Raw genomic sequence first — 25,679 nt, forward strand, 5'->3', positions numbered from 1 at the left:
TGGGGAGATCACCGTGCGCCAAGCCCCGGGAGACCTCAGCCTCGCGCGGGGCGAGTCGAATCCCTCACGACGAGGGAGGGCGTGAGGATGCGGCCCTCTTGCGCTTCACCCGTCTCGAGCCGGCGCACGAGCAGCTCGAGGGCGGTTTCGCCGAGGGTCTCGAACTCCATCCGCATCGTCGTGAGGCGGGGCCAGAAGTACTCCGCTTCGGGCATGTCGTCGATGCCCACGATGGAGAAGTCGGTCGGCGCCACTCGGCCGCGATCGGCCATCACTCGCAGGAACCCGAGCGCGAGCTCATCGTTGGCGGCGACGACCGCGTCGAACGAGTCGATCTCCACCCGGCGGGCGGCGTCGGCGCCCGAGGCGGCCGTCCAGTCGGCGCAGTCGTACCGCGCGGGCGCGGGAAGCGCCGCCGCGGCCATGACGTCGTCGAAACCGTGCAGACGCTCGACAGCCTCGTGATACCGCAGAGGTCCGACGAGATGGATGATGCGTCGATGCCCCTGCTCCACGAGATGACGCGTGGCTCCCGCGGCGGCGGCATACGAATCGATGGTCGCGAACCCCGCCGTCTCGGCGGAACGGGAGAGCGAGATGGCGGGAACCGCCTTCGCCGCACGTTCGAGATGCTTGACGATGCCGATGAACGGCGTCGCGACGATGATGCCGTCGACGCGGAACGAGACGAAGTTGTCGAGAGCCCGCTCGACGTCGAGTCGTCCGTCGACCGACTCCACGTCGACATCCAGTTGCGCGATGATCGTCGACAGTCCCGCTTCTTTCGCCACCCTGCTCAAGCCGGTCATGATCGACGTGTTGCCGAAATTGAACGGCCCCATGGCGAGAACGCCCACGGTGTGCGACCGCTGCGCGCGCATACTCCGCGCGATGCGGTTGTGCCGGTAGCCGAGAGACTCGATCGCCTCTTCGATGCGACCTCTCGTGGCGTTGCCGACGTAGCCACCGGTGAAGTACCGCGAGACGGTTTGAGCGGAGACACCCGCTTCGGCGCCGACGTCGGCCATCGTCGGCCACGAGCGCGCGGGTCGTTCGTGAGCCTCCGACATGGTGTGACCTCCACGGCGAGCGTACTTGAGCGGGCCCGAACGCTCCGATGGAGGCCCGGAAAACTCGACGCGAAAAAAACCGGTTGACCTATTGACCTCCAAATGTGTTATCGATAACGTACTCGCAATCGACCGATCGACAGCCCTCCGGCTCCTCTCGATCGTCGACACCCAGCACCGACGATGACGTCCACCTCTGAGGCGTCCCACCGAAAGGACGCAAAGATGCGTGCACGATCGATACCCCTCGCGATGCTCACCGGCGCCGCACTCGTTGCGACCCTCGGGGCGTGTTCGAGTTCAGGCGACTCCGGCGACGGCTCGACGACCATCACGTGGTTCAAGCTGACCGAGACGGCCGAGAGCGCGAGCGCGGCCCTCGACACGGTCATCGCCGACTTCGAAGAAGCGAACCCCGACATCACCGTCGATGTCGAGGAGCGCGCGACCGACGCCCACAAGGATTCGTTGCGCACGACGCTCGGCACCTCGGGCGCCCCCGACATCTTCTTCTCCTGGGCCGGCCCCGGACTCGGCGGCGAATTCATCGACGCGGGGGCGAGCATGAATCTCGAGGAGTACTACGCCGAATACGGCTGGGAAGATCGCTTCAGCGACGCGGCGATGGAGACCGTGACCCAGTACGGCGGATACGACGGCGTTCCGTACACGCAGCGCGGCGAAGCGGTGTTCTACAACAAGGAGCTCTTCGCCGAAGCGGGAATCGACGAGGCCCCCACGACGTACGACGAACTCGTCGACGCCGCGGCCGCCCTCTCCGACGCCGGCATCACCCCCATCCAGTTCGGGGGAACGGTGAACTGGCACCTCATGCGACTGCTCGACAGCCTGCTCGAGACCGAGTGCGGCGCCGACGGATATCAGGCGCTCGTCACGACCGAAGCGAGTTGGGCAGACGAGCAGTGCGTCACCGACACCTTCACCGAGTTCGCAACCTGGAGCGAGGACTACGTCAACCCGGGATTCGCGTCGATCAACAACGACGAGGCGAGTGCGCTCTTCTTCTCAGGAGAGGCCGCGATGGCTCTCGAGGGCGACTGGTTCAACCAGGTCATCCGCGACGCCGGGATGGACGAAGACACCGTAGGACTGTTCCCCTTCCCCACCGGAACCGGGCGCCTCTACGGCTTCAACGAGAACAACTACATCTCGGCCAACAGCGAGAATGCGGATGCCGCGGCCCGCTTCCTCGACTACCTCACGTCTGAAGACGCCCAAGCGACCATCATCGAGGCGTTCGGCAGCCAGTCCGTCAACGTCGACGTCACCCCGGAGGGCGACTTGAGCGAGCTCGATCAGGCCTGGGGTCCGATCTTCGCCGACGCGACCGGGGTCTACATGAACAACGACCAGAACCTGACCCTGTCTCAGACGACGGAGTACTGGCGCATCCAGAACCTCGTCGCCACGGGCGAACTGGACCCTGCCGACGCGGGCGCGCAGTTCCAGCAGTTCATCGACCAGCAGTGAGACCGAGCGTGCGGGGCGTCGATGGTCGCCCCGCACGCTCCCCCCAACCCTCTCGAAAGAGGTCATCATGACGACCGCCACACGCTCGCGCCGCACAGAAACCCCGACCCCGCGTCCGGGAGCGACCGCGACGCGAGCGCGCCGCATCGGGCGCAGCGGCTTCATCGCCGCACTGCCGTTCCTCGCTCCCGCCCTCGCGGCCTACGTCGTCTTCGTCGTCGGCCCGATGATCGAGTCCGTCCGCCTCAGCTTCTTCGAGTGGTCGGGTTTTCAGGGTGCGCCGCAGGAGTTCGTCGGCCTGCAGAACTACGTCCGCATCTTCACGAGGGACCCGGTCTTCTACACGGCACTGAGCAACTCGATCATCTGGGTCGTACTCTCGCTCATCATCCCCGTGGGCCTCGGCCTCGTGATGGCTCTCGCCCTCAACCGACCGCTGTTCGGCCGCAACGCGTTCCGCTCGCTCTTCTACATCCCCGGCGTGCTCGCCCCCATTGCGATCGCCAACATGTGGCGCTGGATGTACAACCCGAACTACGGCGTCGGAGCGAGCCTCGCCGAGGTCTTCGGACTTCCGTGGCTCGCCGAGATCCAGTGGCTCGGCGATCAGAACCTCGCGCTCTACTCGATCTTCGCGGCGTTCGTCTGGCAGATCGCGGGCACCAACATGGTGCTCTTCCTCGCCGGACTCCAGTCCGTGTCACCCGAACACGACGAGGCGGCGAAACTCGACGGCGCGGGGCCCTGGCAGATCCTCGTCAACGTCACGCTGCCCGCTCTCCGCCCCACGACCGTCATCGTGGTCGTGCTGACCATCATCAACTCGATCAAGGTCTTCGATCTCATCGTCGGCATGACGGGTGGTGGGCCTGCCCAGCAGACCCAGGTGCTCGCGCTGTGGTCGTACTCGCAGTCCTTCCTCAACAACGAGTACGGCCCCGGCAACGCCATCGCGACCGTCCTGCTCATCGTGACCCTCATCATCGTCGTCCCGTACATGGTCTGGACGGCCCGCCAGGAGAAGAACTCATGAGCCTCTCGACCGTTCCCCCCGCGACACCCGACACCCTCGCCCTCGCGAAAGCCCGCCGGCGCCGACCCCGACAGACCCGCGACTACGTGCTCGGCGGGCTGTGGATCGCTCTCCTCGTCTCCGTGGTGATCTGGGTCGTGCCGATCGTGTTCATGCTGTTCACGTCGCTCAAGAGCGAGGCCGACATCTTCGGGACTCCCGCGTTCGTGCCACCGTGGTCCCCGGAGTGGGGCAACTACACCGAAGCGCTCGAGCGAGGCAACCTGCTGGTCGCCGGCGGCAACAGCCTCATCATCGCCATCATCAAGGTCCCCGTCGGCCTGTTCATCTCGGCTGCCGCCGCGTTCGCTCTCGCCCGGTTGCGCTTCAAACGCCAGCGACTGCTCATGGGTGTCATCGCCATGGGCGCGATGGTTCCCATCCAGGTCGCGATCGCCCCGCTCTTCCAAGTGATCTCGAGCCTCGACCTTCTGAGCACCCACGTCGGCGTGATCCTGCCCTACATCGCGTTCGGGTTGCCGTACCAGACCTTCATCCTCTACGGCTTCTTCCGCGCCATCCCCGAGGAGATCGACGAGAGCGCGAGGCTCGACGGTGCGAGCAACTGGCGACTGTTCTGGCAGATCATCCTGCCACTGTCGAAGCCGGCACTCGCGGCGCTCTTCATCCTCGACTTCGTGAGCACCTGGAACGAGTACTCCATCGCTCTCGCGCTGCTCCAGAGCCAGGACTCCTGGACCATCCCGCTCGCGATCCAGGGATTCCAATCGCAGTTCACGAGCTCCTACGGTCCGCTCAACGCCTTCACGATCATGTCCGTCCTCCCCGTGCTGATCGTCTACCTCATGTTCCAGCGCTATTTCGTCGAGGGCGCCTTCGCGGGCGCCGTGAAAGGCTGATGATGACCATCGCCGCGACCCCGCCCGTCTTCGATCGCTCGACCCCCCTCTTCGAAGTGCTGCGCACCCCCGAGGGTCACGCGGTCGTCAGCCGGTATCTGCCGGAACTCGTCGGCTCCTCGGTGCTTCACACCCTCCACGGGTATCCGATCGGACTCGTGGTCGACACCGAATCGCGGTTCGACGACGACCCCGCCGCTCGAGACGCCCTCCTCTCGGAGATCGCGCGCATCGCGCCGGCAGTGGCCGGCCACTCGCAGGTGAACCCTCCACGATCTCCCTCGCTCGACTACGAGGACGAGTCGGTCCCGACCGGGTCTGCCGCCGTCTCGACCCCGCGGACGACGACCCTCTATCGCCGCTTCGAGCTCGAGCTGAGCGGGCCCCGGCACGGCAACCCCTTCGTCGACGTGTCACTGCACGCCACCGTCGAGGGGCCAGACGGCGCGCACCGCGTTCCGGGCTTCTACGACGGCGACGGCACCTACCGCGTGCGCTACCTCCCCCTCGCCGAAGGCGACCACACGCTCGTGACCGAGAGCAACGCGAGGTCCCTCGACGGCATCGTCGTGCGGTTCTCCGTCGGCGGCGCTCTGCAGAACGACCACGGGCCCGTCAGGGTGGCGAACACGTTCCACTTCGCCCACGCCGACGGCACGAGACACGTCCCCCTGGGAACGACGTCGTACGCGTGGACTCATCAACCCGAGAGCGTGCAGGCGACCACTCTCGCGACCCTCGCCGCAGCTCCGTTCACCAAGATCCGGATGGGGCTGTTTCCGAAGTCGTACCTCTTCAACGAGAACGACCCCGAGATCTACCCGTTCGAGCGGCTCGACGACGGCTCGTTCGATCTCGAACGGCCCGACGTCGAATACTGGGCTCGGCTCGACTCGCGCATCGATGAGCTCGACGACCTCGGAATCCAAGCCGACCTCATCCTGTTCCACGCCTACGACCGCTGGGGGTTCTCGACCATGCCCGCTGCGGCAGACGACCGCTACGTGCGATACGCCGTGGCCAGGCTCGCGGCCCACGCGAACGTCTGGTGGTCGCTCGCCAACGAGTACGACCTCCTCTTCGAGAAGAGCGAGTCGGATTGGGAACGCTTCGCCGGCATCATCGGAGAGGACGATCCGACCGGGCACCTCCTCAGCATCCACAACTGCCGCGCGTTCTACGACTACTCGCGCGACTGGGTAACCCACGCGAGCATCCAGCGACAAGACCTCTACAAGACCTCCGAGATGGTCACCGACTGGCGCGCGGCGTGGGGCAAACCCGTCGTCGTCGACGAGTGCGTCTACGAGGGCAACATCGATCAGGGGTGGGGCAACATCTCCGGTCAGGAACTCACCCGGCGCTTCTGGGAGGGGGCGCTGCGCGGAGGCTACGTCGGGCACGGCGAGACGTACGCGCACCACGACGATCGACTGTGGTGGTCGAAAGGGGGGACTCTGCACGGATCGAGTCCCGAGCGCATCGCCTTCCTCGCCGGCATCATCGCCGAGGGGCCCGCGGCGGGCCTCGAACCCATCCCGCTCGATTGGGATGCGGTGAGGGCCGGTGTCGAGGGGGCGTACTACCTCTACTACTTCGGCTTCGGGCGCCCGACCTACCGCCGATTCCTCCTGGACCCGGCCGCGGAATACACGATCGACGTCATCGACACCTGGAACATGACCGTCGAACGCCTCGACGGCACCTACCGCGGTCGATTCAGGATCGACCTCCCCGGGCGGGAGTTCATCGCCGTTCGACTCATCGCCGTGTGAGGCCGGCGGGCGAGAGCTGGGTGCGCGCCGCGGGCTGACGGGGCGGACCTCGCGGTCGGCTGCTCGCGAGCACCGAGGCAGAATCGAGGGGTGAGTGCCGCCGCCGACTTCATCGTCTCGAGGCTCGAGGCCGAGAGCGATCCCTACCGCGCCGAGGCAGAGGCGCAACGACTCGGGGGCGGGCTCCTCGTGCTCGGGGCGTCGGTGGGGGCCGTGCGCGGCACGGTGCGCGACGCGCTCCACAAGTTCGCCCCGCTCGGCCGGGACGACATCGCCTCGCTCGCGTCCGAACTGTGGGCCGGGATCGTGTTCGAGCACCGCCTCGCCGCCGTCGTTCTGCTGCAGACCCGCGTGACCGGGCTCGACAACGGCGACCTCACGAGAATCGAGGGTTTCGTGAGATCCGGCCGGCACGCGGCGCTCGTCGAGCCGCTCTGTCGCGACGTCGTGGGGCCCCTCGTGCGAGCACTCGACGGCGGTGGCCGAGCGAAAGCGGAGACGACGATCGAACGCTGGGCGCACGAACCCGATGCGTGGGTGCGCCGAGCCGCGTCGCTCATCGCCGACCACGTCGTCGCAGCCGGGGCGGATGGCGGCGCGACCGGCGGCGTGGAACCCTGGGCGCGGCGGGTGCGTGCGGCGGTCGCCGCGGCATCCGACGGCCGGCGATGATCGCGTCAGGTGAGCGCGACCGGCGGCACGTGGGCCAGGCAGACTGGAGCCATGGAATTCGCTACCTTCGTCGAGCCCCAGCAGGGCGCCACCTACACCGAGCTTCTCGCGTTCGCGCGCGCCACGGAGAGCGCCGGTTTCGACGCGTTCTTCCGCTCGGACCACTACCTCAAGATGGGCGACCGTGACGGCCTCCCCGGCCCCACCGACGCCTGGACGACCCTCGCCGGTCTCGCCCGCGAGACCTCCACGATCCGCCTCGGCACTCTCGTGTCGTCGGCGACGTTCCGCCACCCGTCGATCCTCGCCATCCAGGTCGCCCAGGTCGACGAGATGTCGGGCGGGCGAGTGGAGCTCGGGCTCGGCACCGGGTGGTACCGCGAGGAGCACGAGGCCTACGGCATCCCGTTTCCGGAGAAGCGCTTCGGACCGTTCGAGGAGCAGCTCGAGATCATCACGGGACTGTGGTCGACACCCCTCGGCGAGACCTACTCGTTCGACGGGAAGCACTACACACTCGTCGACTCGCCCGCCCTGCCCAAGCCCGTGCAGTCGCGTGTGCCCGTCATCGTGGGCGGTGGCGGCGCCAAGCGCACTCCCGCGATCGCCGCGAGATTCGCGACCGAGTTCAACATCGGCTTCGTGACCGAGGCCGTCGTCGCCGAGAAGTTCGCCGGAGTGAGGGATGCCGCGGCGAGCGCCGGGCGCACCGAACCGTTGACGCTCTCGGTCGCCCTCCCCACGCTCGTCGGTCGCGACGACGCCGAGTTCGCGCGGCGCGCTGCTGCGACGGGCCGCGACGTGACCGAATTCCGCGGAAGCGGCGAGAACTTCGCGGGCTCCCCCGCCGAAGTCGCCGACAAGGTGGCCCGCCTGCGCGAACTCGGCGCCGACCGCGTCTACTTCCAGCTCAACGACATGCGCGACCTCGACCACATCGAGCTCATCGCGAGCGAGGTGCTGCCGCAGCTGCGCTGAAGGGCGGGGCGCTGCTCGCGAGCGCCCCGGGTCTCTCAGTCGAGCGCGGTCGGGTCGTCCGAACCCTGCAGCAGTGCGCGAGCGGCCATACCGATGATGGCGGCGTAGGTGGGATAGGCGAACTTGACCTTGGCGAGAGTCGCGACATCCACACCCGCCGCCATCGCCGTCGTCACCGACTGGATGACCTCCACGGCCGTCTCGCCGACAGCGTGCGCCCCGAGGATCAGTTCGCGGCGCCGGTCGGCGATGAGCAGCAGGAACCCCGCCTCGCGGTCGTCGATCACCGCACGGTCGAGGTCGGCGTAGTCGATGCGTGAGGTCACGCACTGCTCGTCGCGCTCGCGCGCTTGCTCCTCGGTGAAACCGACGCCCGCGTAGTCGGGGTCGGTGAACCCTCCCGCGGGCAACAAGTGGTGGGGAGTGCGGCGGTTCGACCCGAGCACGGCGTTCTCGGCAGCAGCCTCGCCCTCGAACTGCGCGGCCTGCACGAGCATGTCGCGGCCCGTCGTGTCGCCGACCGCGAAGATGTGCGACACCCCGGTGCGAAAATGCTCGTCGACCGGAATGGACGCGCGCTCCCTCTCGACCCCGGCACTCTCGAGGCCGAGGTCGTCGACGTCGGCCGGCCATCCCGTCGCCATCACGACGACGTCGAAACTGCTCGACTGGGGGGCGTCGTCGTCGCGCCACAGGAGTGTGATCGAGCCGTCGGATGCGCGCGACAACCCGCTCACCGTGTCGATGCCGGTGTGCACGCGCACGCCCCGCGCGCGGAACGAGGCGGTGACCGTTTCGGAGATCGCCGCGTCGGACGCCATGAGGATGCGCGGCGCGACATCGAGGAGGGTGACCTCGGAGCCGAACGCGTCGAAGACGGTCACGAGCTGCGCGCCCGTGTTGCCCGCACCGATGATGGCGATGCGCTTCGGCAGCTCCGCGAGACGGAGCACGTCTTCGGGAACCGTCGCGAGCTCGTTCCCGGGCACCGGCAACCGCTTGGAGTGCCCGCCGACACACACGATGATCGACTCGCCGCGCAGAGTGCGACCGCTCTCGAGCTCGAGGGTGTGCGCGCCGGTGAACTTCGCGCGCCCCTCGAGGATGAGGGTCACCCCCGCGTCGTCGAACCTCTCGGCCTCGCGCTTGATGGACCTCACGAGGTCGACGCGTTCCTCGACCCGCGCGACCGTCGTGGGCCAGTCGATCGTCGGAGCACTCACCTCGATGCCGTAGGAGTGCGCCGCGTGCACCTCGCGCATGAGCCGCGCCGCCTTCGCCAACACGCGCGTGGGCACGCATCCGGTGTTGACGCACGTGCCGCCGAGGCGATCGGCCTCGACCACCGCGACGTTCGCTCCGAGCTCGGCCGCCCGCAGCGCCGCCGCGGTGCCGGCCGGACCGGCACCGATCACGATGACGTCGAAGCTGTCGCCCGCCGCCGGCTCGCCGGTCGAGTCGCGGTCGCGGCTCTCGGGGCTTCCGGGGCTTCCGGGGCCGGGCGTCGTGTCGGTGGTGCGGTCATCGGCAGTGCGGTCGGTGTCGGCCATGTCGTGCTCCAAAGTCGAGAAGGTACTCCGACTGTGCCATGCCACCGTGTGATGTCGCCGGGACAACGCGCGTGACCTCCGCCGCGGCGGCGCCCGCATCCGCTACCCAAATCGGCACCCGCCGCGCATATTCGGCCAGCGGCTGCCGAAAGGGCCAGCGGATGCCGCGCGGCACACGCCGCGACCCACCGCGACTCGAGCCACGGCGGCCCTCCTCGACCCCGGGTCCGAACCCGGGTCCGAACCCAGGTCCGCACGAATCCGCCGCGCAAATCGGCACCCGCCGCGCATATCCGGCCGGCGGATGCCGAAACGGCCCGCGGATGACGCGGGGCAAGCGTCGACGCCGATGCCACCACGCGCACCCACCACGCGAACTCAGCGCGCGGCGAGCCACCCCTTCGCGGCCTCGAGGTCGGCGGCGGCGATACCGTGCCCTCCGCCGCGACGCGCGACCGTGACATCCGCTCCCCGCTCGCGCAACACCTCGACGAGGCGGTCGTTGCTCGCGAGGGGGGCCATCGGGTCGGCCGTGCCGTTGAGCAGCACGATCTCGGTCGAGCCGAGGTCGGTCGTGAGCTCCCGGTCGTCGAGCGGAAACATGCCCGAGAAGGCGACGACCCGATCGAGGGTGTCCGGATGCAGCAGGGCAACCGCGAGGGCGATGTTGGCGCCGTTCGACAGCCCGATCGCGATCACGCGCCGCCCCTCGAGGCCGTAGTGCTCGATCGCGGCGGCGAGGAACCCTCTGAGCTCGCCGCTGCGCTCCACCACATCCTCGACATCGAAGACACCTTCGGAGAGCCGACGGAACCAGCGGTTCATGCCGTTTTCGCTCACGCGTCCGCGCGGCGACAGCACGGCCGCGTGGGGGTCGAGCATGCCCGCGAGCTGCGCGATGTCGTTCTCGTCGCTGCCGGTTCCGTGCAGGGTCAGCAGCACGGGATGATCGGTCGAGCCCTCACGGTAGAGGTGCGGCCACGCGGCGAGAGTCTCTTCGGCGCTCACGACGCGCTCGCAACGGCCGGGTTGTTCTCTTTGGGCACGTGGATCTTCGCGACCGCGTGCTCGATGGCTTCGCGCGAGGGCTCGAGCCACGGCGGGAGCTTGAGGGCGCGCCCGAGTTCGAGCAGCGGCTCGTCGATGTCGAAGCCGGGGGTGTCGGTCGCGATCTCGAAGAGCACGCCTCCGGGCTCCCGGAAGTAGATCGACGTGAAGTACTGCCGGTCGAGGATCGCGGTCACGGCGAAGCCGCGTTCCACGAGCTCGCGGCGCCAGGCATCCTGCGTCTGCTGGTCGGGCACGCGGAAGGCGATGTGGTGCACCGTGCCACCGGCGCCGAGGCCCGTCGGTCCGTTCGGCGAGGCGACCACGTCGACGATGTTGCCCGGCGCGCCGTCGCCGGCTCCGACGCGGATGCGGTCGGGCGTCTCGCTCATGACGTGCATGCCGAGGTCGTCGGTGAGCACCTCGACGGTCTGAGCGGGGTCGGCGACGGTGAGCACCGAGGAGTGCTGCCCGCGCACGGCGTACTGAGCCGGAACGGATGCCGAGTCCCACGGGTTGCGGGGGTCGGTGACCGATGACGCCACGAGGTCGATCTGCAGGCCGTCGGGGTCGCGCAGCGAGAGGCGTTCCTCGTCGGATGTCGTCGACGTGATGCGCGAGTCGACGCCGAGGGCACCGAAGTGCTCGCTCCACCACCCGAGGCTGCCCGCGGGCACGGAGAATGCCGTGGTCGTGGACTGCCCGGTTCCGACGCGCCCGCTCGCGATGCCGCGCCACGGGAAGAAGGTGAGGAGCGAGCCCGGCGTTCCCGCGTCGTCACCGTAGTAGAGGTGATACGTGCCGGGGTCGTCGAAGTTGACGGTCTTCTTGACGAGCCTCAGGCCCAGTCCGGTGATGTAGAAATCGATGTTGCGCTGCGGGTCTCCCGCGATGGCGGTGACGTGGTGCAGTCCGGCTGTCTCGACGGTCATTCTCCGACCCTTCTTCGTGTGGTGTCTCATGCTCGCACTCCGAGCGACATCCATGCAAACGCATGCACCCGCGACGGTATTCCCGGAGGTATTCCGAATGTCACCGGCCTCCGCTACTGTCCGGCCATGGCGTTCATCGAAGCTCAGCAGCTCGTCAAGACCTACACGCCCAAGGGCGCCCCGATCGTGCGCGCCCTCGACGGCCTCGACCTCTCCGTGAAGCAGGGCACGGTGCAGGCCCTCCTCGGCCCGAACGGTGCCGGAAAGACCACGACGGTCAAGGTGCTCACGACCCTCATCACGCCCGACTCGGGCACGGCGACGATCGACGGCATCGATGTCGCGCGCGACGGACACCGCATCCGACCGATCATCGGGGTCTCGGGCCAATACGCGGCCGTCGACGAGAACCTCACGGGCTTCGAGAACCTCGACATGGTCGGCAGGCTCTACCACCTCGGCGCGCGGCAGTCGCGAGCCCGAGCGAAAGAACTCATCGAACTGTTCGACCTCACCGAGGCCCAGAACCGACCCGTCAAAGGCTTCTCCGGCGGGATGCGGCGCAGAATCGACCTCGCGGGCGCCCTCGTCACCCGCCCCCGAGTGCTCTTCCTCGACGAACCCACGACCGGACTCGACCCGCGCAGTCGGCTCGGCATGTGGGACATCATCACGTCGCTCGTCGGCGAGGGCACGACCGTGCTGCTCACGACGCAATACCTCGAAGAGGCCGATCAGCTCGCCGACAACATCTCGGTCATCGACGGGGGCACCGTCATCGCCGAGGGCACGTCCGACCAGCTGAAGGCCTCCATCGGTGGGCAACGCGTCGAGCTCAACCTCGTGTCGAGCGACGACAGAGACGCGACCCGGGAGGTGCTGCGGCGCTTCGGCACATCCGACCCGGCGACGTCGAACGACGATCGCACCCTGACCGTCACGGTCGACGACGGTCCGAGCGCACTGCAAGCGATCCTCGGCGAACTCGGGGCACGAGGAGTGCGCCTCTACGACGCGGGAATGCGGCGCCCCACTCTCGACGACGTCTTCCTCAGGCTCACCGGGCGCTCGGCGAGCGACGACGACGCGACCGACGCCGATACATCGACCGAGAGGCGGGAGGCATCATGACTCGAACCGAAACGACGACCCCGTCGGCGCGGTCGGCCGGCGCGACGAGCGAGACCGGCGCGACCTTCGCCACCTGGCTCAACGACGGCTGGATCACGACGAGGCGCAACCTCATCAAGATCAAGCGCGTTCCCGACATCCTCGTCTTCACGACCCTGCAGCCGATCATGTTCGTGCTCTTGTTCAGCTACGTCTACGCGGGCAGCATCGACATCCCCGGCAGCGACTACAAAGAGTTCATCATGGCGGGCATCTTCGCCCAGACCGTCGTGTTCGGCTCCACCTACTCGGGCTCGGCGATGGCGCAAGACCTCAAAGACGGCATCATCGACAGGTTTCGCACGCTCCCGATGAGCCCGTCGGCGGTTCTCGTCGGCCGCACCAACGGAGACCTGCTCATCAACGGCATCTCGATGATCGTCATGATCGCGACGGGCCTCATCGTCGGTTGGCGCGTGCGATCGAGCGTTCTCGAGGCGATCGCGGCCGTCGTGCTCCTGCTTCTCTTCGCCTACGCGCTCTCGTGGGTCATGGCGTTCATCGGCATGAGCGTGCGCAGCCCCGAGATCATCAACAACGTGTCGTTCCTCGTGCTGTTTCCGCTCACCTTCATCTCGAACGCCTTCGTGCCGAGCGACTCCCTGCCGACCCCGCTGCGCATCTTCGCCGAGTACAACCCCGTGTCTGCTCTCGTCGAGGCGGCGAGGCAGCTCTTCGGCAACGTTCCCGCGCAGACCCCCGAACCGTCGTCGTGGACCCTGCAGAACCCCGTGCTCACCGTGCTCATCGGCATCGTCGTGATGCTCGTGATCTTCGTGCCCCTCGCGACGCGCAAGTTCGGGCAGGTCAGCACGCGCTGAGGGTGCGCGCTCAGGCTGCTCTCACCGGCCGCGCCCGGAACGCCGACGTACAGTGGGAGCATGCCCAGCGACCTCACCATGAAGGCGATGAACGTCGCGCACCGAACCCTCCTCGCCGTCACCGGCGGAAGGGTCGGGTGGAAGGCCATGGGCATGCCCGTCATCGAACTCACGACGATCGGCCGCAAGAGCGGCGAACCGCGTTCGGCGATGCTCACCGCTCCTCTCGTCGAGGGCGACTCCTACGTGATCGTCGCGTCGAAGGGCGGGGAACCCACGCATCCGGCCTGGTATCTCAACCTGCGCGACGAACCGCGAGTCGAGGTGCGCATCGAGGGCCGACCCGTGGAGAAGCGCGTCGCCCGCGTCGCGAGCCAGGAAGAGCGCGACCGGATGTGGCCGCTCATCACCGGGCGTTACCGCAACTACGCGGGCTACCAGAAGCGCACGTCGCGGCAGATCCCGCTCGTCGTGCTCGAACCGCTCGGCTGATCCGAGGGCGCGCTAGGCGCCGGGGTGACGGATCGCGAGCATCCCCAGCTCGACCTCGGCGAAGCTCGTCGAGAGTGGCGAGAGTCCGATGCGCACGCCGTCGGGGGCGCGGAAGTCGGGGATGACCCCCTGACGCCAGAGCTTCGGCACGATGTCGGCGAACCCGCCACCGTCGAGGGTGATGTGTGAACCTCGGCGTGCGGCATCGCGCGGCGTCGCGAGGGTCGCCTCGGGAAGAATCTCGTCGGCGAGCTCGATCGCGAACCCCGTGAGAGCCACCGATTTCGCGCGGATCGCCTCCATGCCCACCTCGGCGATGAGCGCGATCATGTCGCGCATCGCGAGCATGCCGATGATGGGCGGGGTACCGCTCGTGAAGGAGCGGATGCCGTCGGCCGGCGTGAAGCTCGACCCCATGTCGAAGGGTGCCGCGGCGCCGAGCCATCCTCGGATCGGCTGACGCAGTTCGTCGTGCAGGTCGGCCCTCACATAGGCGAACGCCGGAGACCCCGGACCCCCGTTGAGGTATTTGTAGCTGCAGCCGGTGGCGAGGTCGGCCCCGCACGCGTCGAGCTCGACGGGCACCGACCCCACGGAGTGGCTGAGATCCCACACGACGAGTGCGCCGGCATCGTGGGCGACAGCGGTGAGCGCGGCCATGTCGGCGAGATACCCCGAGCGGTAGCCCACGTGACTCAGCACGACCGCGGCCGTCGCGTCGCTGACGACCTCGGCGAGCGCGGCGGGCGTGACCCCGAGCTCGTCGCCGAGTTCGATCCACCGCACGGTGAGACCTCGCTCGGCAGCGATGCCCTCGACGATGTAGCGATCGGTCGGGAAGTCGTCTCGAGACACGACGATCTCGGTGCGGTCGGGGCGCGCGGCGAGGGCGGCACGCACGAGCTTGTAGAGGATGACGGTCGTCGAGTCGGCGACGACCACTTGCCCCGCCGCGGCACCGAGCGCCGCGGCGCCGAGCTCGTCACCGACGAGCGTCGGGAGTTCGAGCCATCCTTCGTCCCACCCGCGGATGAGCCGCGAGGCCCACTGCTCGGTGACGAAGCTGCTGATGCGCTCGGCGCTCGCGCGCAGCGGTCGCCCGAGCGAGTTGCCGTCGAGGTAGGCGACGACGTCGTCGTCGCGCACGAAGAGGGAGCGGTGCGCCGCGAGCGGGTCAGCGGCGTCGAGTTCGGTGGAGCTGTTCACTCGAGAACCCTACGCGAGCAGATACCACCGCCGACTGTACGCACTTTCCGCACAGGTACGCCGGATCCGGCGTACCTGTGCGGAATTTGCGTACTTTCGGGGGGGGTTAGGGGCGGGGGGCGAGGTCGGCGAGCACGGCCTCGAGCTGGTCGATCGCCCAGTCGAGGTCGGCCTCCTCCACGACGATCGGGGGCGCGAGACGGATGGTGGACCCGTGCGTGTCCTTCGCGAGCACGCCCCTCTCGAGCAGCCGTTCGCACACGTGCCGCCCGGTCGCGAGTGCGGGGTCGATGTCGATGCCCGCCCACAGTCCGGCGGTGCGCACGGCGAGCACCCCACGCCCGACGAGGGCCTGCAGCCGCTCGTCGAGTCGCGCGCCGAGCATCGCGGCTCGCCGCTGCGGCTCCCCCGTCGCGAGGAGCGCGACGACGGCCGAACCGACGGCGGCCGCGAGCGGGTTTCCGCCGAACGTCGAGCCGTGCTCGCCGGGGTTGAGCACCCCGATGATGTCGCGATCGCCGACGACCGCCGACACCGGAACGATGCCGCCGCCGAGCGCTTTGCCGAGGAGGTAGAGGTCGGGAACCACCCCGACGTTGTCGCACTGGAAGGTCGCCCCGGTGCGCCCGAGCCCTGACTGGATCTCGTCGGCGATGAAGAGCACGCGGTGCCGCGACGTGATCTCCCGCACGGCGGGCAGGTAGTCGGCGGGAGGGATGATGATGCCGGCCTCACCCTGGATGGGTTCGATGAGCACCGCGACGGTGTTCTCGTCGATCGCCGCCTCGAGCGCCGCCGGATCGCCGTAGGGCACCGACACGAAACCCGGGGTGAATGGGCCGAAATCGGTCGTCGCGACGGGGTCGTTGGAGAACCCGATGATGGTCGTCGTGCGCCCGTGGAAGTTGCCGTCGGCGACGACGATGTTCGCCCGCCCCGGCACGACGCCCTTCACGCGATACCCCCAGGCACGCGCGACCTTGATGCCCGTCTCCACGGCCTCGGCCCCCGTGTTCATGGGGATCACGAGGTCTTTGCCTGCGAGCTCGGCGAGCGCCGTGACGAACGGCCCGAGCTGGTCGTTGTGGAACGCGCGACTCGTGAGCGTCACGCGCTCGAGTTGCGCGCGGGCCGCCTCGAGGAGCGTCGGATGCCCGTGACCGAAGTTGACGGCCGAGTACGCGGCGAGGCAGTCGAGGTACCTGCGGCCGTCGACATCCGTGACCCACGCGCCCTCGCCGCGCTCGACGACGACCGCGAGCGGCGTGTAGGTGCGCGCGAGGTGGTCGTCTTCACCCCGGATGAACGCCGCCGCGGTGCTCATCGGCGCAGCTCGAGGGTGCAGCACTTGACACCGCCGCCGCCGAGCAGGAGCTCGGAGAGGTCGACGCCGATGGGGTTGTATCCGCGCTCGCGCAGTTGGCGCTCGAAGTCTTTCGCGCGCGACGCGATGACGATGTTGTAGCCGTCGCTGTAGGAGTTGAGGCCGAGAACTGCGGCGTCGTCTTCGGTCGCGATGATCGCGTCGGGGAAGAGCTCGTCGAGTCGCGCGCGACCCTCGGCGCTGAACGCGCTCGGCAGGTAGGCGATGTTGGTGTCGTCGAGAACCGAGATGGCGGTGTCGAGGTGGTAGAAGCTCGGGTTGACGAGCTCGAGTGTCACGACCTCGCGGCCGTAGATCTCGGCGATCTCCTCGTGGCTGTTCGAGGCGCTGCGGAAACCCGTGCCGGCGAGGATGACGCCACCCACGAGGAGGAAGTCGCCTTCACCCTCGTTGATGTTCGCGGGAACGCGCACGTCGAAGTCGTTGGCGCGGAACCAGTCCATGTAGGCGGGGCCTTCGGGCTGGCGCTGCGGGTAGGTGAACGACGCCCCGTAGGCGATGTTGTCGATGACGAACCCGCCGTTGGCCGCGTAGACCATGTCGGGCAGACCCTCGACGGGGTCGATGAGGTGCACGTCGAAACCGAGGTCGAGGTAGGTCTGGTAGAGCACCTCCCACTGGCGCACGGCGAGGCTCGTGTCGGTGGGCTCCTCGGGGTGCATCCACGGGTTGATGCGGTAGCTCACGGTGAAGTGTTCGGGGCGGCACATGAGCACGGTGCGCTTCGTGGCGACGCGTGTCGCGGCGGGTTCGACGGCGTCGACAATGCTCGTCGTGCTCATCGAGTCGGGGGTGGTGCTGCTCGGATTCTGGGCGCTCGTGGTCGACACGGATGCTCCTTCGAGGTCGTGGCGGGCACCGAGGGTGCCGGCGGAGTAGCGGCCGAATGCGGCGCTCGTTCTCCCGTGCTCAGTCTCGCACGCACGCCCGCGGTCGTTTCGGCAGTTTCGCGCACCGATTCTGCGCCTGAGGTAGCTCCCACACACGATTTCACCGTATGTTCGACCGCATGGACGCTCTCGACCACGGCATCATCGACGTGCTCCGCGAGAACGGGCGCGCGGGCTACGGCGACATCGGCGAGATCGTGGGGTTGTCGGCCTCGGCGGTCAAACGGCGCGTCGACCGCCTCGTCGTCGACCGGGTCATCCGCGGTTTCACGATCCAGGTCGATCCCGCCGTCGACGGGCTCGCGACCGAGGCCTACGTCGAGCTGTTCTGCCGCGGCACCGTCGCGCCCGACGAGCTGCGGCGCATCCTCTCCGATGTTCCCGAAGTGGTGGATGCGGGCACCGTCACGGGTTCGGCCGACGCGATCGTGCACATGCGCTCGCGCGACATTCCGTCTCTCGAGCTCGCTCTCGAGCGCGTGCGCATCGCCCCCAACGTCGACCACACGCGCAGCGCGATCGTGCTCTCGCGACTCATCCATCGCCAGCACGACTGACGTCGACACGGGCGATCGAGCGCGCGCCGATGTCGGGCCCGCGCGTCAGCTCAGGATGTCTTTCGTGAGAAAGCGGCCGTAGGCGAGCGCCCCGAACACGGCGACGTACCCGGCTTGCAGCAGCGCGTTGTCTCCGAACGACTGCCACGAGATCGGGTCGCGCAGGATGTCGGCGAACCCGAGCCAGTGCTCGGTGAAGAGCCACGGGTGCAGCCACGACAGCTGCGGCAGTTGGCCGAGGATCTGCGCGGCGACCGACACCGTGACGGTCGCCGCCATCGCTCCGACGGGGACGTCGGTGAGGGTCGAGATGAACAGTCCGACAGCCGAGAGACCGAGCAACGAGATGGCGACGTAGGCCCCGATGGCGAGAAAGCGCCCGACGGTTTCGCTCACGGGGATGGTGCCTCCCGAGAGCAGGGTGATCGGACCGATCGGAAAGAGCAGCGCGCCGATGGCGATGCCGACGACGATGACCGTGAGGGCCGCGACGGCACAGAAGGTCGCGGCGCCGATGAACTTGACGAGAAGGAGCTTCGCCCGTCCGGCGGGGGCGATGAGGAGGTAGCGCAGGGTTCCGTGCCCCGCCTCCCCCGCGATCGTGTCGCCCGCGACCACACCGATCGTGAGGGGGAGGAAGAGCGGCGTTGCGACGACCATGGCCGTGACGACGACGAAGAGACCGTTGTCGGTGATCTGACCGAGGAACGCCGGCCCGCCACCACCCCCGCTCGACGACAGTCGGATCGCGACGGCGATGAGGATCGGGATGAGTGCGACGGCCGCGAGCATCGCCAGGGTGCGGCGACGGCGGAAGAGCACGGTGATCTCCGACCACACGAGCGGGGCGAGCCTCGGGCGCCGCGCCTGCACCACGCCGGTCTCCACCCGCGCACCGCGCCGGTCACCGCGCGGATCGTCACCGGGCGGACCGCGGCGATCGTCACTGGACGACATCGAAACCCTCCCCCGTGAGCGCGACGAACCGCTCCTCGAGACTCGGTCGCGCCACCGTGAATCCCCGCACTCGCACGCCCGCGGCGACGAGGGCGTCGACGATGCGGTCGGGGTCGTCGAGGTCGATCGTCGAGCTCCCGACGACGGTCGGCGACGAGTCTGCACCTCCGACCTCGGGCACGACGAGACCGAACGACTCGAGAACCCGGCGAGCATCGCCGATGTCAGGGGTCTGCACGCGCACGAGGGTGTCGCCGGCGCCCCGCACCTCGTCGATGCTCCCTTGCGCCACGAGGCTGCCCGCGCTCATGACGGCCGCGTGGGTGCACATCTGGTCGATCTCGGCGAGGAGGTGGCTCGACACGAAGACCGTGGTGCCGTCGGCCGCGAACGACCGGATGAGTGACCGCACTTCCCGGGTCCCCTGGGGGTCGAGCCCGTTGGTCGGCTCGTCGAGCACGAGGAGGTCGCGCGGGGAGAGCAGGGCGTTCGCGAGCCCGAGGCGCTGCTTCATGCCGAGGGAGTACGCGTGCACCCTCTTCGACGCGGCGTGACTCAGCCCGACCCGGTCGAGGGCGTCGGCGACCCGGCTCCGGCGTGTTCGCGACGATGCGCGGCCGTCGGCCGTGTCCAGGCGGTGGAGGTTCGCGGCTCCCGACAGGAACGGGTAGAACGCCGGCCCCTCGACGAGCGCCCCGACGCGCGGCAGCACCGTCGCGAGTCGCTCGGGCATGCTTTCGCCGAGCACCGTGACCGCACCGGATGTCGGCGCCACGAGCCCGAGCATCATGCGGATGCTCGTGGTCTTGCCCGAGCCGTTGGGTCCGAGAAAACCGAACACCGTCCCCCGGGGCACGGCGAGGTCGATGCCGCTCACGGCCGTTTGCGTGCCGAAACGTTTGGTGAGCGCATCCGTCTCGATCGCGAGGGAGTCGGCGCGACTCGGGGTCACCCTGCGGCCGCCGCCTGGAGCACGCTCACGGGCACGGCGCCCGCGAGCACCCGCCCGTCGTCGGTCAGCAGCACAGACACGAGGGCGGTGGAGAACGCCCGGCCGCCGTCGACCGCGGTCGTCGCGGTGTCGAAGAGCGGGGATTCCGCGAGTTCGGCGGGAATCTCGACGTCGCCCAATTCGACGACGGTCGACCATCCCGAACCGATCACGGTGGGGGCGCCACTCTCGTCGCCACCCGTCTCGGGCACCGCCCGGTCGCCGGATGGCCCGGTCGGCAGAGCCTTCTCGGTCACGGTCGCACCCTCCGGTGGAGTGAACTCGAAGACGGAGGCGTCGGGGGTCTCGAGGGTGATCTCGGTGAATGCCGAGCGGAACACGGGATCGGCGGCACCGACCGCCCGAACCTCGACGGCGAGCGCGAGGCCCGTCTCGGCGTCGATCGAGACCGACACGGAGTCGACGAGAGTGTCGGCGTCGTCGGGGTCGAGTCGCAGCTCGTACGCCGCGCGCCCGGCGACCTCGGACTCGCTACCGACCGAGATCTCGGTCGACTCGTCCACTGCTGCGTAGAGCTCGTCGGCGAGTTCGGCGGGAGAGCGATCGAGGCTCTCGATGTACCGCTCCTTCGCGGCCCGGGCGTCTGCCGCGACCCCCTCGGGCACGTCGGGGAGGGTCACGTGTGTGGCGGTCTGATCAGTCGAGCTGTAGAACCACACGTCGTCACCGGAGCGGATGAGGTTGCGCTCGGCGAGAGGATCGAGCACCTGGAGTCGCGCGCGCTCGGCGCCGTCGACCCACACGCGAGCCGTGTGGCTTCCCGTCGCGAGGTCGAGCATCGAGGCGAGGTCGCTATCGGACCCCGTCGCGTCGGGAGAGTCGGTCGATCCGAGAGCGGAGAGTTCGGGCAAGCCGAGCTCCGAGGTCTGCTCGACGGTTCCCGCGAACGCGTCGACGTCGGCCGCCGCCGCGAAGTCGAGGAGTTCCCGAGGAGACTTCTCCGGCAGATCGCCCGCTGCCGTCGCACCGAGAGGGGCGACGATCACGCCGGCCGCGATGATTGCGGGCACGGCGGCTGCCGGCACCCATTTGGTCCATTTTCTTGTCATGACTGCGCACTCCTGAGCGACCCTGCCGAGCGGGGGATGGTGTCGCCACGATACGCCCGCAAACTGCGAATTCCGCGGGCCCGAAGCGGACTGTCAGCGTTCGCCGTCGCCGCGTTCGCGCTCGCGATCCTCGCGGATCTCCTCGATCGTGATCACGGCGTTGATGAGCGCGATGTGGCTGAGCCCCTGGGGCAGGTTGCCGAGGAACTCGCCGGTCTCGGCGTCGATCATCTCGGAGTAGAGGCCCACGTCGTTCGCGAGACCGATGAGGTCGTCCATGCGGGAGACGGCCTCGTCGAGGCGACCGACGCACGCGAGCGCGGAGGCGAGCCAGAACGCGCACGCGACGAAGGTCCCCTCCTCGTGCTGCATCCCCGAGTAGCGGTAGACGAGCGACCCGCGCCCGAGTTCTCTCGCGATCGTGTCGATCGTCTTCGACATGCGCTCCCCGCGGTCGAAACCGCTCGGCGCGTGCAGGAGCACGGAGGCGTCGAGCTCGTCACTACCCGGATACATCGTGTAGGCCTGGCGTGATTCCGACCATCCGTGCTCGTGGATCCACGCGGCGATGCGGTCGCGCTCGGCGACCCAGCGCTCCGAGCCTCCGGGAATCTGGCCGAGCTCGCACAGGTGCACCGCCGCGTCGAGGGCTTGCCAGCATCCCATCTTCGACGACGTGTAGTGCCGCTCCTCGGGGAGCTCCCAGATACCCGCGTCGCTCTGCTGCCACGTGTCGCACGTGCGGTCGGCGACGGAGGCGAGCAACCGGCCGGTCTCGGCGTCGAGCACGTTGCCGTCGTCGACGTACAACCTCATGAGGTCGAAGAGGTCGCCGTAGATTCCGAGCTGGAGCTGCCCCTGAGCGTCGTTCCCGACGGTGACGGGACCGTGGTCGCGCCATCCCGGAACCTCCGGATACGACGACCCCTCGGGAACCTCGCCGTCGAGGGAGTAGAAGACGTAGAGTTCGGGGCCGTGCCGGCGGATGGTCGTGAGCATCCACGACACCGCGGCGTGGGTCTCCTCCCGCAGACCGAAGCGGATGAGCGCGTGCGCCGTGTAGGCGAGGTCGCGAACCCACGCGTACCGGTAGTCCCAGTTCTTCTCCGCGGTGTGGGACTCCGGGAGCGATGTCGTGCCCGCTGCCGCGATCGACCCCGTGGGGCTGTGGATGAGGAGCTTGAGCGCGAGGGCGCTGCGGTGCACGGCGTCGGGCCATGCCCCCTCGTAGGAGAACTCTCTCGACCAGAACGTCCAGTTGTCGACGGTGCGGTCGATGCCCTCGTCGACGATCTCGGGCGTGAGCATGCGGAGCGGCTCGTCTTTCGTCGCGGCGAGAACGACGAGGTGGCGCGATTGCGGGGAGGTCGTGAAGGCTCCGCTCACGCTCTGCGGCTCGGGCTCGAACGGGCCATGGTCGAGACCGCGCACGCCGAGCATGACGCCGTCGACGCGGATGATCGGACCGTGCACCGTGGTCTGCACCCAGGGGGAAGCCGCCTTGAAGGCGGTGCCGGGGGCCACGGTCCAGCGCATCGCGACCTCGCCGTCGACGCCCTCGATCCGTCGCGCGAGTTCGGACCACGGCAACCGCCCCGCCACTCCCGTGACGAGAGCGTCGGTCACGCGCACGGTTCCGGAGTCGGTCGCGAACGTCGTCTCGAGCACGTTGGTTCCGGGCAGGTAGCGCCTCTCGACGCGGAAATCGTCGACGGGGCGCAACTCGATGCGTCCGCCGTGCGGCGCATCGAGGATCGCCGCGAACACGGGAGGGTCGGTGAGGTTGGGGGTGGGAAACCAGTCGACCGCCCCGTCGGTCGCGATGAGCGCGACCGTGCGCCCGTCACCGATGGCCGCGTATGACCGCAGGTCGGCGTAGCCGTCGACCCGGTCGGCCGACCCCGCGCGATCGGATGACGCGGCGGCGGGGGTTGTCTCTGATATCACTCGTGCTCCTCGACCGGCGGGGCCGGTTGCAACGGCGGATGGGGGAGGGCGAAAGGAGAAGGCCCCGCCCGCGCCGGGATCCACCGGAACGGACGGGGCCTGTCTGGTGTGTCTAGTGGGAGACGTCGCCGCGCCACTCGCCGGTGGGGGCGGGGGCATCCTCGATGAACTTCTTGAAGTTCTTGAGGTCGGACTTGATGACGTGGTCGTCGACACCGAAGACGGCGCCGACCTTCTCGAGGAAACCCTCGGCCTCCCAATCGAGCTGCACGGTCACGCGCGAGGTCGTGTCGCTGAGGCGGTGGAACGTGACCACGCCGGCGTGGTTCTCTTCGCCGCCGACACTGTTCCACGCGACGCGCTCGTCGGGGTGCTGCTCGGTGATCGTCGCGTCGAACTCGCGCTCGGCGCCCGCGATCTTGATCTTCCAGTGCGTGTGGGTGTCGTCGATCTGGGTGATCGAGTCGACGTAGCTGAGGAAGTGCGGGAAGGTCTCGAACTGGGTCCACTGGTTGTAAGCGACGCTCACGGGAACGTTGACGTCGACGGTCTCGATGACTTGAGCCATGGTGTTCTCTTTTCTTCTCTTGTTGTCGGTCGGGGAGGGAGTCGGGGAGTCAGAGGGCGAACCGTGCACGCGCTTCATTCAGCGAGCGCAGTGCCCGCTCACGAGATCTGCTCAGCAACCACTCAACCAAACGAATGTGGGTGTCTGCCGTGTGTTCCGGTATCGATCGCGAAGACCCCGCCCGAGAGCGGATGCTCGCGCAACTGCTCTTCGGTGAGGTTCTCCCGGGCGCTCGCCACGAAGAGGGTCGAGAGGTCGGCGCCCCCGAAGGCGACGGACGTGATGTTCGGCACCGGGAGTGCGACGACGAGATCCTCGACGCCGTCGGGGGTGTAGCGCACGACTCGCCCCTCCCCGTAGAGGCCGCTCCAGACATATCCCTCGACATCGAGGGTCAACCCGTCGTGCGGCTCCCCCTGATGGAAGGGCTCGACATCGCCGATCTCCCCCGCGACCGAGTAGTCGCCCACGTAGATCGTGCTCACCGCGGTGTCGGTGAAGAAGATGCGTGAACCGTCGTCGCTGAAGTCGATGCCGTTCGCGGTGCCGAAGCCGCCGCGCAGCACCCGCACGTCACCCCCGACCCCGACCGAGTAGAACGCGCCGTCGGGGGTTCCGGCGAAGTCCATCGACCCGGTGATCCAGCGACCGGAGGGGTCGGCCTTGCCCTCGTTGAGCCGCATCCCGCCGTGGGCGTGCTCGATGCGCGCAACCTCTCGCACGACGACCCCCGCGTCGTCGAGCAGCACCACTCGGTCGCCGAGTGACGCGACCAAGCCCCCGCCCGCGGCGGGGTGGAACGACGCGAGCGGTGGGGGCACCCTCACGACCTCGTCGGCGCTGCCGTCGACGGGGCCGTCGATCGGGCTGCGATGGAGCGTGCCCGCCGTGATGTCGCACCACAGCACGGCGTTCGCGGCGGCATCCCACACGATGCTCTCGCCGAGGATGGCGGCGCTGTCACGGAACAGTCGGGGAACGCTCACGGGGTTTGTCATCGGGGAAGCCTACGGTGAGCACATCCCCCCAACTAAGGAGCACGAGATGGATCTCGGAATCAGTGGACGCACCGCCCTCGTGAGCGGCGCAGACTCGGGCATCGGCTGGCACACGGCCCGCTTGCTCCTCGAGGAGGGCGCGACCGTCGTCGTGACCGACCTCGACCAGTCGAGCCTCGACGACGCCGCCGCGAAGCTCGACTCAGCGGAGGGGAAGCTCTTCGCCTTCGCGGCCGATGTCACGAGCGTCGACTCCATCGCGTCACTGCGGTCGAGCGTCGAGGGCGCCGTGGGAGAGATCGACATCCTCGTGCAGTCTGCGGGCATCACGGGCGCCCAGGGGCTCTTCCACGAGATCGACGACGAAGGCTGGACGAAGACCATCGAGGTCGACCTCATGGGTCCGGTGCGTCTCGTCAGCGCTTTCCTGCCCGCCCTGCGCACGGGCGGATGGGGGCGCATCGTGCTGCTCGCGTCGGAGGACGCCGTGCAGCCCTACGACGACGAGATCCCCTACTGCTCGGCGAAAGCGGGAGTGCTCGCCCTCATGAAGGGGCTCTCCCGCAGCTACGCGTCGGAGGGTCTGCTCGTGAACGCGGTCTCGCCCGCCTTCATCCGCACACCCATGACCGACGCGATGATGGAGAAGCGCTCGAAGGAGCTCGGCACCTCGGTCGACGAGGCGATCGAGTCGTTCTTGAGCGACGAGCGCCCCTACATGGAGCTCGGGCGCCGCGGCGAGGCCGAAGAGGTCGCGAGCGTCATCGCGTTCCTGTGCTCCGATCGCGCGAGCTTCGTGAACGGGTCGAACTACCGCGTCGACTCGGGCTCGGTCGCCACGATCTAGCGTTCGGGCACGCTGTCAAGGCCGTTTCCCGAGGGCGCGGTCACGCGTACGGTGGGCGCTATGACTGACAACGCGAGCGACCCCACCGACACCACCGCGACCGACAGCACCGGCGGCTCGACCGGCTCAGACGCCCTCGACCCGTCGAAGCACGACGACAGCTCGACAGACACCGGCAAGAACGAGGATGTCGTCGACGGCTCCGGCCACGGCGAGGCGGAGTCGGGCGAAGACACCGTCTCGGGCGGACCCGCGTAGACACCCGATCAGTTCGACGGCCCCCGCTCCCGAGCGGGGGCCGTCTGTCGTTTCGCCCCGAGCGTGAGGCATTCGG

General features: G+C 68.5%; 25 protein-coding genes. 12 read left to right on the forward strand and 13 right to left on the reverse strand.

Features of this window, described 5'->3' with window-relative positions; all coding sequences use genetic code 11:
• Positions 1–35: 35 nt before the first annotated feature.
• The gene (locus tag ACLHIH_RS09405; RefSeq protein ID WP_411316535.1) at positions 36–1,070 is read right to left on the reverse strand and encodes a LacI family DNA-binding transcriptional regulator; all 1,035 of its coding nucleotides are present in this window, start codon (positions 1,068–1,070) and stop codon (positions 36–38) included.
• Positions 1,071–1,295: 225 nt separating this feature from the next.
• On the opposite strand from ACLHIH_RS09405, the gene ACLHIH_RS09410 reads away from it, so the two are divergent.
• The 6 genes from ACLHIH_RS09410 (at position 1,296) to ACLHIH_RS09435 (ending at position 7,918) form a co-directional block, all read left to right on the forward strand.
• Positions 1,296–2,561 carry an ABC transporter substrate-binding protein gene (locus tag ACLHIH_RS09410; RefSeq protein WP_411316536.1) on the forward strand — a complete coding sequence of 422 codons (1,266 nt, stop codon included), beginning with the start codon at positions 1,296–1,298 and terminating at the stop codon, positions 2,559–2,561.
• A 67-nt stretch (positions 2,562–2,628) separates the two neighbouring features.
• Entirely contained in the window at positions 2,629–3,594 is a 966-nt protein-coding gene (locus ACLHIH_RS09415) for a carbohydrate ABC transporter permease (RefSeq protein WP_411316538.1), read from the forward strand.
• Positions 3,591–4,493, forward strand: coding sequence for a carbohydrate ABC transporter permease (locus tag ACLHIH_RS09420; protein WP_411316539.1), 903 nt, complete (start codon positions 3,591–3,593; stop codon positions 4,491–4,493). The genes ACLHIH_RS09415 and ACLHIH_RS09420 overlap by 4 nt, the downstream gene beginning before the upstream one ends.
• 2 nt (positions 4,494–4,495) lie before the next feature.
• Complete coding sequence (locus tag ACLHIH_RS09425) at positions 4,496–6,268, forward strand: DUF5605 domain-containing protein (RefSeq protein WP_411316540.1); 1,773 nt, start codon at positions 4,496–4,498, stop codon at positions 6,266–6,268.
• A gap of 90 nt (positions 6,269–6,358) precedes the next feature.
• Complete coding sequence (locus ACLHIH_RS09430) at positions 6,359–6,940, forward strand: DNA alkylation repair protein (protein ID WP_411316541.1); 582 nt, start codon at positions 6,359–6,361, stop codon at positions 6,938–6,940.
• Between the two features lie 51 nt (positions 6,941–6,991).
• Positions 6,992–7,918, forward strand: coding sequence for an LLM class F420-dependent oxidoreductase (locus ACLHIH_RS09435; protein WP_411316542.1), 927 nt, complete (start codon positions 6,992–6,994; stop codon positions 7,916–7,918).
• 35 nt (positions 7,919–7,953) lie between these two features.
• On the opposite strand, the gene ACLHIH_RS09440 is transcribed toward ACLHIH_RS09435, so the two are convergent.
• From ACLHIH_RS09440 to ACLHIH_RS09450, 3 genes are all read right to left on the reverse strand, one after another.
• Positions 7,954–9,468 (reverse strand): dihydrolipoyl dehydrogenase family protein, encoded by a 1,515-nt coding sequence (locus ACLHIH_RS09440; protein WP_411316544.1) that lies wholly within the window; start codon positions 9,466–9,468, stop codon positions 7,954–7,956.
• Positions 9,469–9,846: 378 nt separating this feature from the next.
• Positions 9,847–10,476 carry an alpha/beta hydrolase gene (locus tag ACLHIH_RS09445; RefSeq protein WP_411316545.1) on the reverse strand — a complete coding sequence of 210 codons (630 nt, stop codon included), beginning with the start codon at positions 10,474–10,476 and terminating at the stop codon, positions 9,847–9,849.
• On the reverse strand, positions 10,473–11,447 hold the full coding sequence (locus ACLHIH_RS09450) for a ring-cleaving dioxygenase (protein WP_411316546.1): 975 nt from the start codon (positions 11,445–11,447) through the stop codon (positions 10,473–10,475). Before ACLHIH_RS09450 ends, ACLHIH_RS09445 begins: the two co-directional genes overlap by 4 nt.
• 126 nt (positions 11,448–11,573) lie before the next feature.
• On the opposite strand from ACLHIH_RS09450, the gene ACLHIH_RS09455 reads away from it, so the two are divergent.
• The 3 genes from ACLHIH_RS09455 to ACLHIH_RS09465 are packed head-to-tail and all read left to right on the forward strand — an operon-like array spanning position 11,574 to position 13,930.
• On the forward strand, positions 11,574–12,578 hold the full coding sequence (locus tag ACLHIH_RS09455) for an ATP-binding cassette domain-containing protein (protein ID WP_411316547.1): 1,005 nt from the start codon (positions 11,574–11,576) through the stop codon (positions 12,576–12,578).
• Positions 12,575–13,438 (forward strand): ABC transporter permease, encoded by an 864-nt coding sequence (locus ACLHIH_RS09460; protein ID WP_411316548.1) that lies wholly within the window; start codon positions 12,575–12,577, stop codon positions 13,436–13,438. Before ACLHIH_RS09455 ends, ACLHIH_RS09460 begins: the two co-directional genes overlap by 4 nt.
• 60 nt (positions 13,439–13,498) lie before the next feature.
• Positions 13,499–13,930: a nitroreductase family deazaflavin-dependent oxidoreductase gene (locus ACLHIH_RS09465; protein ID WP_411316549.1), complete on the forward strand. Its 432-nt coding sequence runs from the start codon at positions 13,499–13,501 to the stop codon at positions 13,928–13,930.
• A gap of 12 nt (positions 13,931–13,942) precedes the next feature.
• Here ACLHIH_RS09465 and ACLHIH_RS09470 read toward each other — a convergent pair whose 3' ends face one another.
• The 3 genes from ACLHIH_RS09470 to ddaH all read right to left on the reverse strand — a co-directional run bounded on the left by ACLHIH_RS09470 (position 13,943) and on the right by ddaH (position 17,302).
• On the reverse strand, positions 13,943–15,136 hold the full coding sequence (locus tag ACLHIH_RS09470) for a kynureninase (protein ID WP_411316550.1): 1,194 nt from the start codon (positions 15,134–15,136) through the stop codon (positions 13,943–13,945).
• A 106-nt stretch (positions 15,137–15,242) separates the two neighbouring features.
• Positions 15,243–16,460 carry an ornithine--oxo-acid transaminase gene (rocD, locus tag ACLHIH_RS09475; RefSeq protein WP_411316551.1) on the reverse strand — a complete coding sequence of 406 codons (1,218 nt, stop codon included), beginning with the start codon at positions 16,458–16,460 and terminating at the stop codon, positions 15,243–15,245.
• On the reverse strand, positions 16,457–17,302 hold the full coding sequence (gene ddaH, locus ACLHIH_RS09480) for a dimethylargininase (protein WP_411317273.1): 846 nt from the start codon (positions 17,300–17,302) through the stop codon (positions 16,457–16,459). The genes rocD and ddaH overlap by 4 nt, the downstream gene beginning before the upstream one ends.
• 227 nt (positions 17,303–17,529) lie before the next feature.
• Here ddaH and ACLHIH_RS09485 point away from each other — a divergent pair, with 227 nt between their 5' ends.
• A complete protein-coding gene (locus ACLHIH_RS09485; RefSeq protein WP_411317274.1) occupies positions 17,530–17,967 on the forward strand; it encodes an Lrp/AsnC family transcriptional regulator in 438 nt (145 codons plus the stop codon).
• Between the two features lie 45 nt (positions 17,968–18,012).
• Here ACLHIH_RS09485 and ACLHIH_RS09490 read toward each other — a convergent pair whose 3' ends face one another.
• The 6 genes from ACLHIH_RS09490 to ACLHIH_RS09515 all read right to left on the reverse strand — a co-directional run bounded on the left by ACLHIH_RS09490 (position 18,013) and on the right by ACLHIH_RS09515 (position 24,498).
• Entirely contained in the window at positions 18,013–18,924 is a 912-nt protein-coding gene (locus ACLHIH_RS09490) for an ABC transporter permease (protein WP_411316552.1), read from the reverse strand.
• The gene (locus ACLHIH_RS09495; protein ID WP_411316553.1) at positions 18,911–19,876 is read right to left on the reverse strand and encodes an ATP-binding cassette domain-containing protein; all 966 of its coding nucleotides are present in this window, start codon (positions 19,874–19,876) and stop codon (positions 18,911–18,913) included. The genes ACLHIH_RS09490 and ACLHIH_RS09495 overlap by 14 nt, the downstream gene beginning before the upstream one ends.
• On the reverse strand, positions 19,873–20,985 hold the full coding sequence (locus tag ACLHIH_RS09500) for a LolA family protein (RefSeq protein WP_411316554.1): 1,113 nt from the start codon (positions 20,983–20,985) through the stop codon (positions 19,873–19,875). Before ACLHIH_RS09500 ends, ACLHIH_RS09495 begins: the two co-directional genes overlap by 4 nt.
• A gap of 93 nt (positions 20,986–21,078) precedes the next feature.
• Positions 21,079–22,932 carry a glycoside hydrolase family 15 protein gene (locus ACLHIH_RS09505; RefSeq protein ID WP_411316555.1) on the reverse strand — a complete coding sequence of 618 codons (1,854 nt, stop codon included), beginning with the start codon at positions 22,930–22,932 and terminating at the stop codon, positions 21,079–21,081.
• Positions 22,933–23,044: 112 nt separating this feature from the next.
• Positions 23,045–23,500 (reverse strand): SRPBCC family protein, encoded by a 456-nt coding sequence (locus ACLHIH_RS09510; protein WP_411316556.1) that lies wholly within the window; start codon positions 23,498–23,500, stop codon positions 23,045–23,047.
• A 122-nt stretch (positions 23,501–23,622) separates the two neighbouring features.
• The gene (locus ACLHIH_RS09515; RefSeq protein WP_411316557.1) at positions 23,623–24,498 is read right to left on the reverse strand and encodes an SMP-30/gluconolactonase/LRE family protein; all 876 of its coding nucleotides are present in this window, start codon (positions 24,496–24,498) and stop codon (positions 23,623–23,625) included.
• A 46-nt stretch (positions 24,499–24,544) separates the two neighbouring features.
• Here ACLHIH_RS09515 and ACLHIH_RS09520 point away from each other — a divergent pair, with 46 nt between their 5' ends.
• On the forward strand, positions 24,545–25,345 hold the full coding sequence (locus ACLHIH_RS09520) for an SDR family NAD(P)-dependent oxidoreductase (protein WP_411316558.1): 801 nt from the start codon (positions 24,545–24,547) through the stop codon (positions 25,343–25,345).
• 60 nt (positions 25,346–25,405) lie between these two features.
• A complete protein-coding gene (locus tag ACLHIH_RS09525) occupies positions 25,406–25,603 on the forward strand; it encodes a hypothetical protein (RefSeq protein WP_411316559.1) in 198 nt (65 codons plus the stop codon).
• Positions 25,604–25,679 lie beyond the last annotated feature (76 nt).

The sequence above is a fragment of the Marisediminicola sp. LYQ134 genome (assembly GCF_046599635.1).
Lineage (GTDB): Bacteria > Actinomycetota > Actinomycetes > Actinomycetales > Microbacteriaceae > Marisediminicola.

Bases quoted from the DNA above. Each gene is read 5' to 3' on its own strand.
- ACLHIH_RS09405 (WP_411316535.1), bottom strand. From the start codon at position 1,070: ATGTCGGAGGCTCACGAACGACCCGCGCGCTCGTGGCCGACGATGGCC.
- ACLHIH_RS09410 (WP_411316536.1), top strand. From the start codon at position 1,296: ATGCGTGCACGATCGATACCCCTCGCGATGCTCACCGGCGCCGCACTC.
- ACLHIH_RS09415 (WP_411316538.1), top strand. From the start codon at position 2,629: ATGACGACCGCCACACGCTCGCGCCGCACAGAAACCCCGACCCCGCGT.
- ACLHIH_RS09420 (WP_411316539.1), top strand. From the start codon at position 3,591: ATGAGCCTCTCGACCGTTCCCCCCGCGACACCCGACACCCTCGCCCTC.
- ACLHIH_RS09425 (WP_411316540.1), top strand. From the start codon at position 4,496: ATGACCATCGCCGCGACCCCGCCCGTCTTCGATCGCTCGACCCCCCTC.
- ACLHIH_RS09435 (WP_411316542.1), top strand. From the start codon at position 6,992: ATGGAATTCGCTACCTTCGTCGAGCCCCAGCAGGGCGCCACCTACACC.
- ACLHIH_RS09440 (WP_411316544.1), bottom strand. From the start codon at position 9,468: ATGGCCGACACCGACCGCACTGCCGATGACCGCACCACCGACACGACG.
- ACLHIH_RS09450 (WP_411316546.1), bottom strand. From the start codon at position 11,447: ATGACCGTCGAGACAGCCGGACTGCACCACGTCACCGCCATCGCGGGA.
- ACLHIH_RS09455 (WP_411316547.1), top strand. From the start codon at position 11,574: ATGGCGTTCATCGAAGCTCAGCAGCTCGTCAAGACCTACACGCCCAAG.
- ACLHIH_RS09460 (WP_411316548.1), top strand. From the start codon at position 12,575: ATGACTCGAACCGAAACGACGACCCCGTCGGCGCGGTCGGCCGGCGCG.
- ACLHIH_RS09465 (WP_411316549.1), top strand. From the start codon at position 13,499: ATGCCCAGCGACCTCACCATGAAGGCGATGAACGTCGCGCACCGAACC.
- rocD (WP_411316551.1), bottom strand. From the start codon at position 16,460: ATGAGCACCGCGGCGGCGTTCATCCGGGGTGAAGACGACCACCTCGCG.
- ddaH (WP_411317273.1), bottom strand. From the start codon at position 17,302: ATGAGCACGACGAGCATTGTCGACGCCGTCGAACCCGCCGCGACACGC.
- ACLHIH_RS09485 (WP_411317274.1), top strand. From the start codon at position 17,530: ATGGACGCTCTCGACCACGGCATCATCGACGTGCTCCGCGAGAACGGG.
- ACLHIH_RS09490 (WP_411316552.1), bottom strand. From the start codon at position 18,924: ATGTCGTCCAGTGACGATCGCCGCGGTCCGCCCGGTGACGATCCGCGC.
- ACLHIH_RS09500 (WP_411316554.1), bottom strand. From the start codon at position 20,985: ATGACAAGAAAATGGACCAAATGGGTGCCGGCAGCCGCCGTGCCCGCA.
- ACLHIH_RS09510 (WP_411316556.1), bottom strand. From the start codon at position 23,500: ATGGCTCAAGTCATCGAGACCGTCGACGTCAACGTTCCCGTGAGCGTC.
- ACLHIH_RS09515 (WP_411316557.1), bottom strand. From the start codon at position 24,498: ATGACAAACCCCGTGAGCGTTCCCCGACTGTTCCGTGACAGCGCCGCC.
- ACLHIH_RS09520 (WP_411316558.1), top strand. From the start codon at position 24,545: ATGGATCTCGGAATCAGTGGACGCACCGCCCTCGTGAGCGGCGCAGAC.
- ACLHIH_RS09525 (WP_411316559.1), top strand. From the start codon at position 25,406: ATGACTGACAACGCGAGCGACCCCACCGACACCACCGCGACCGACAGC.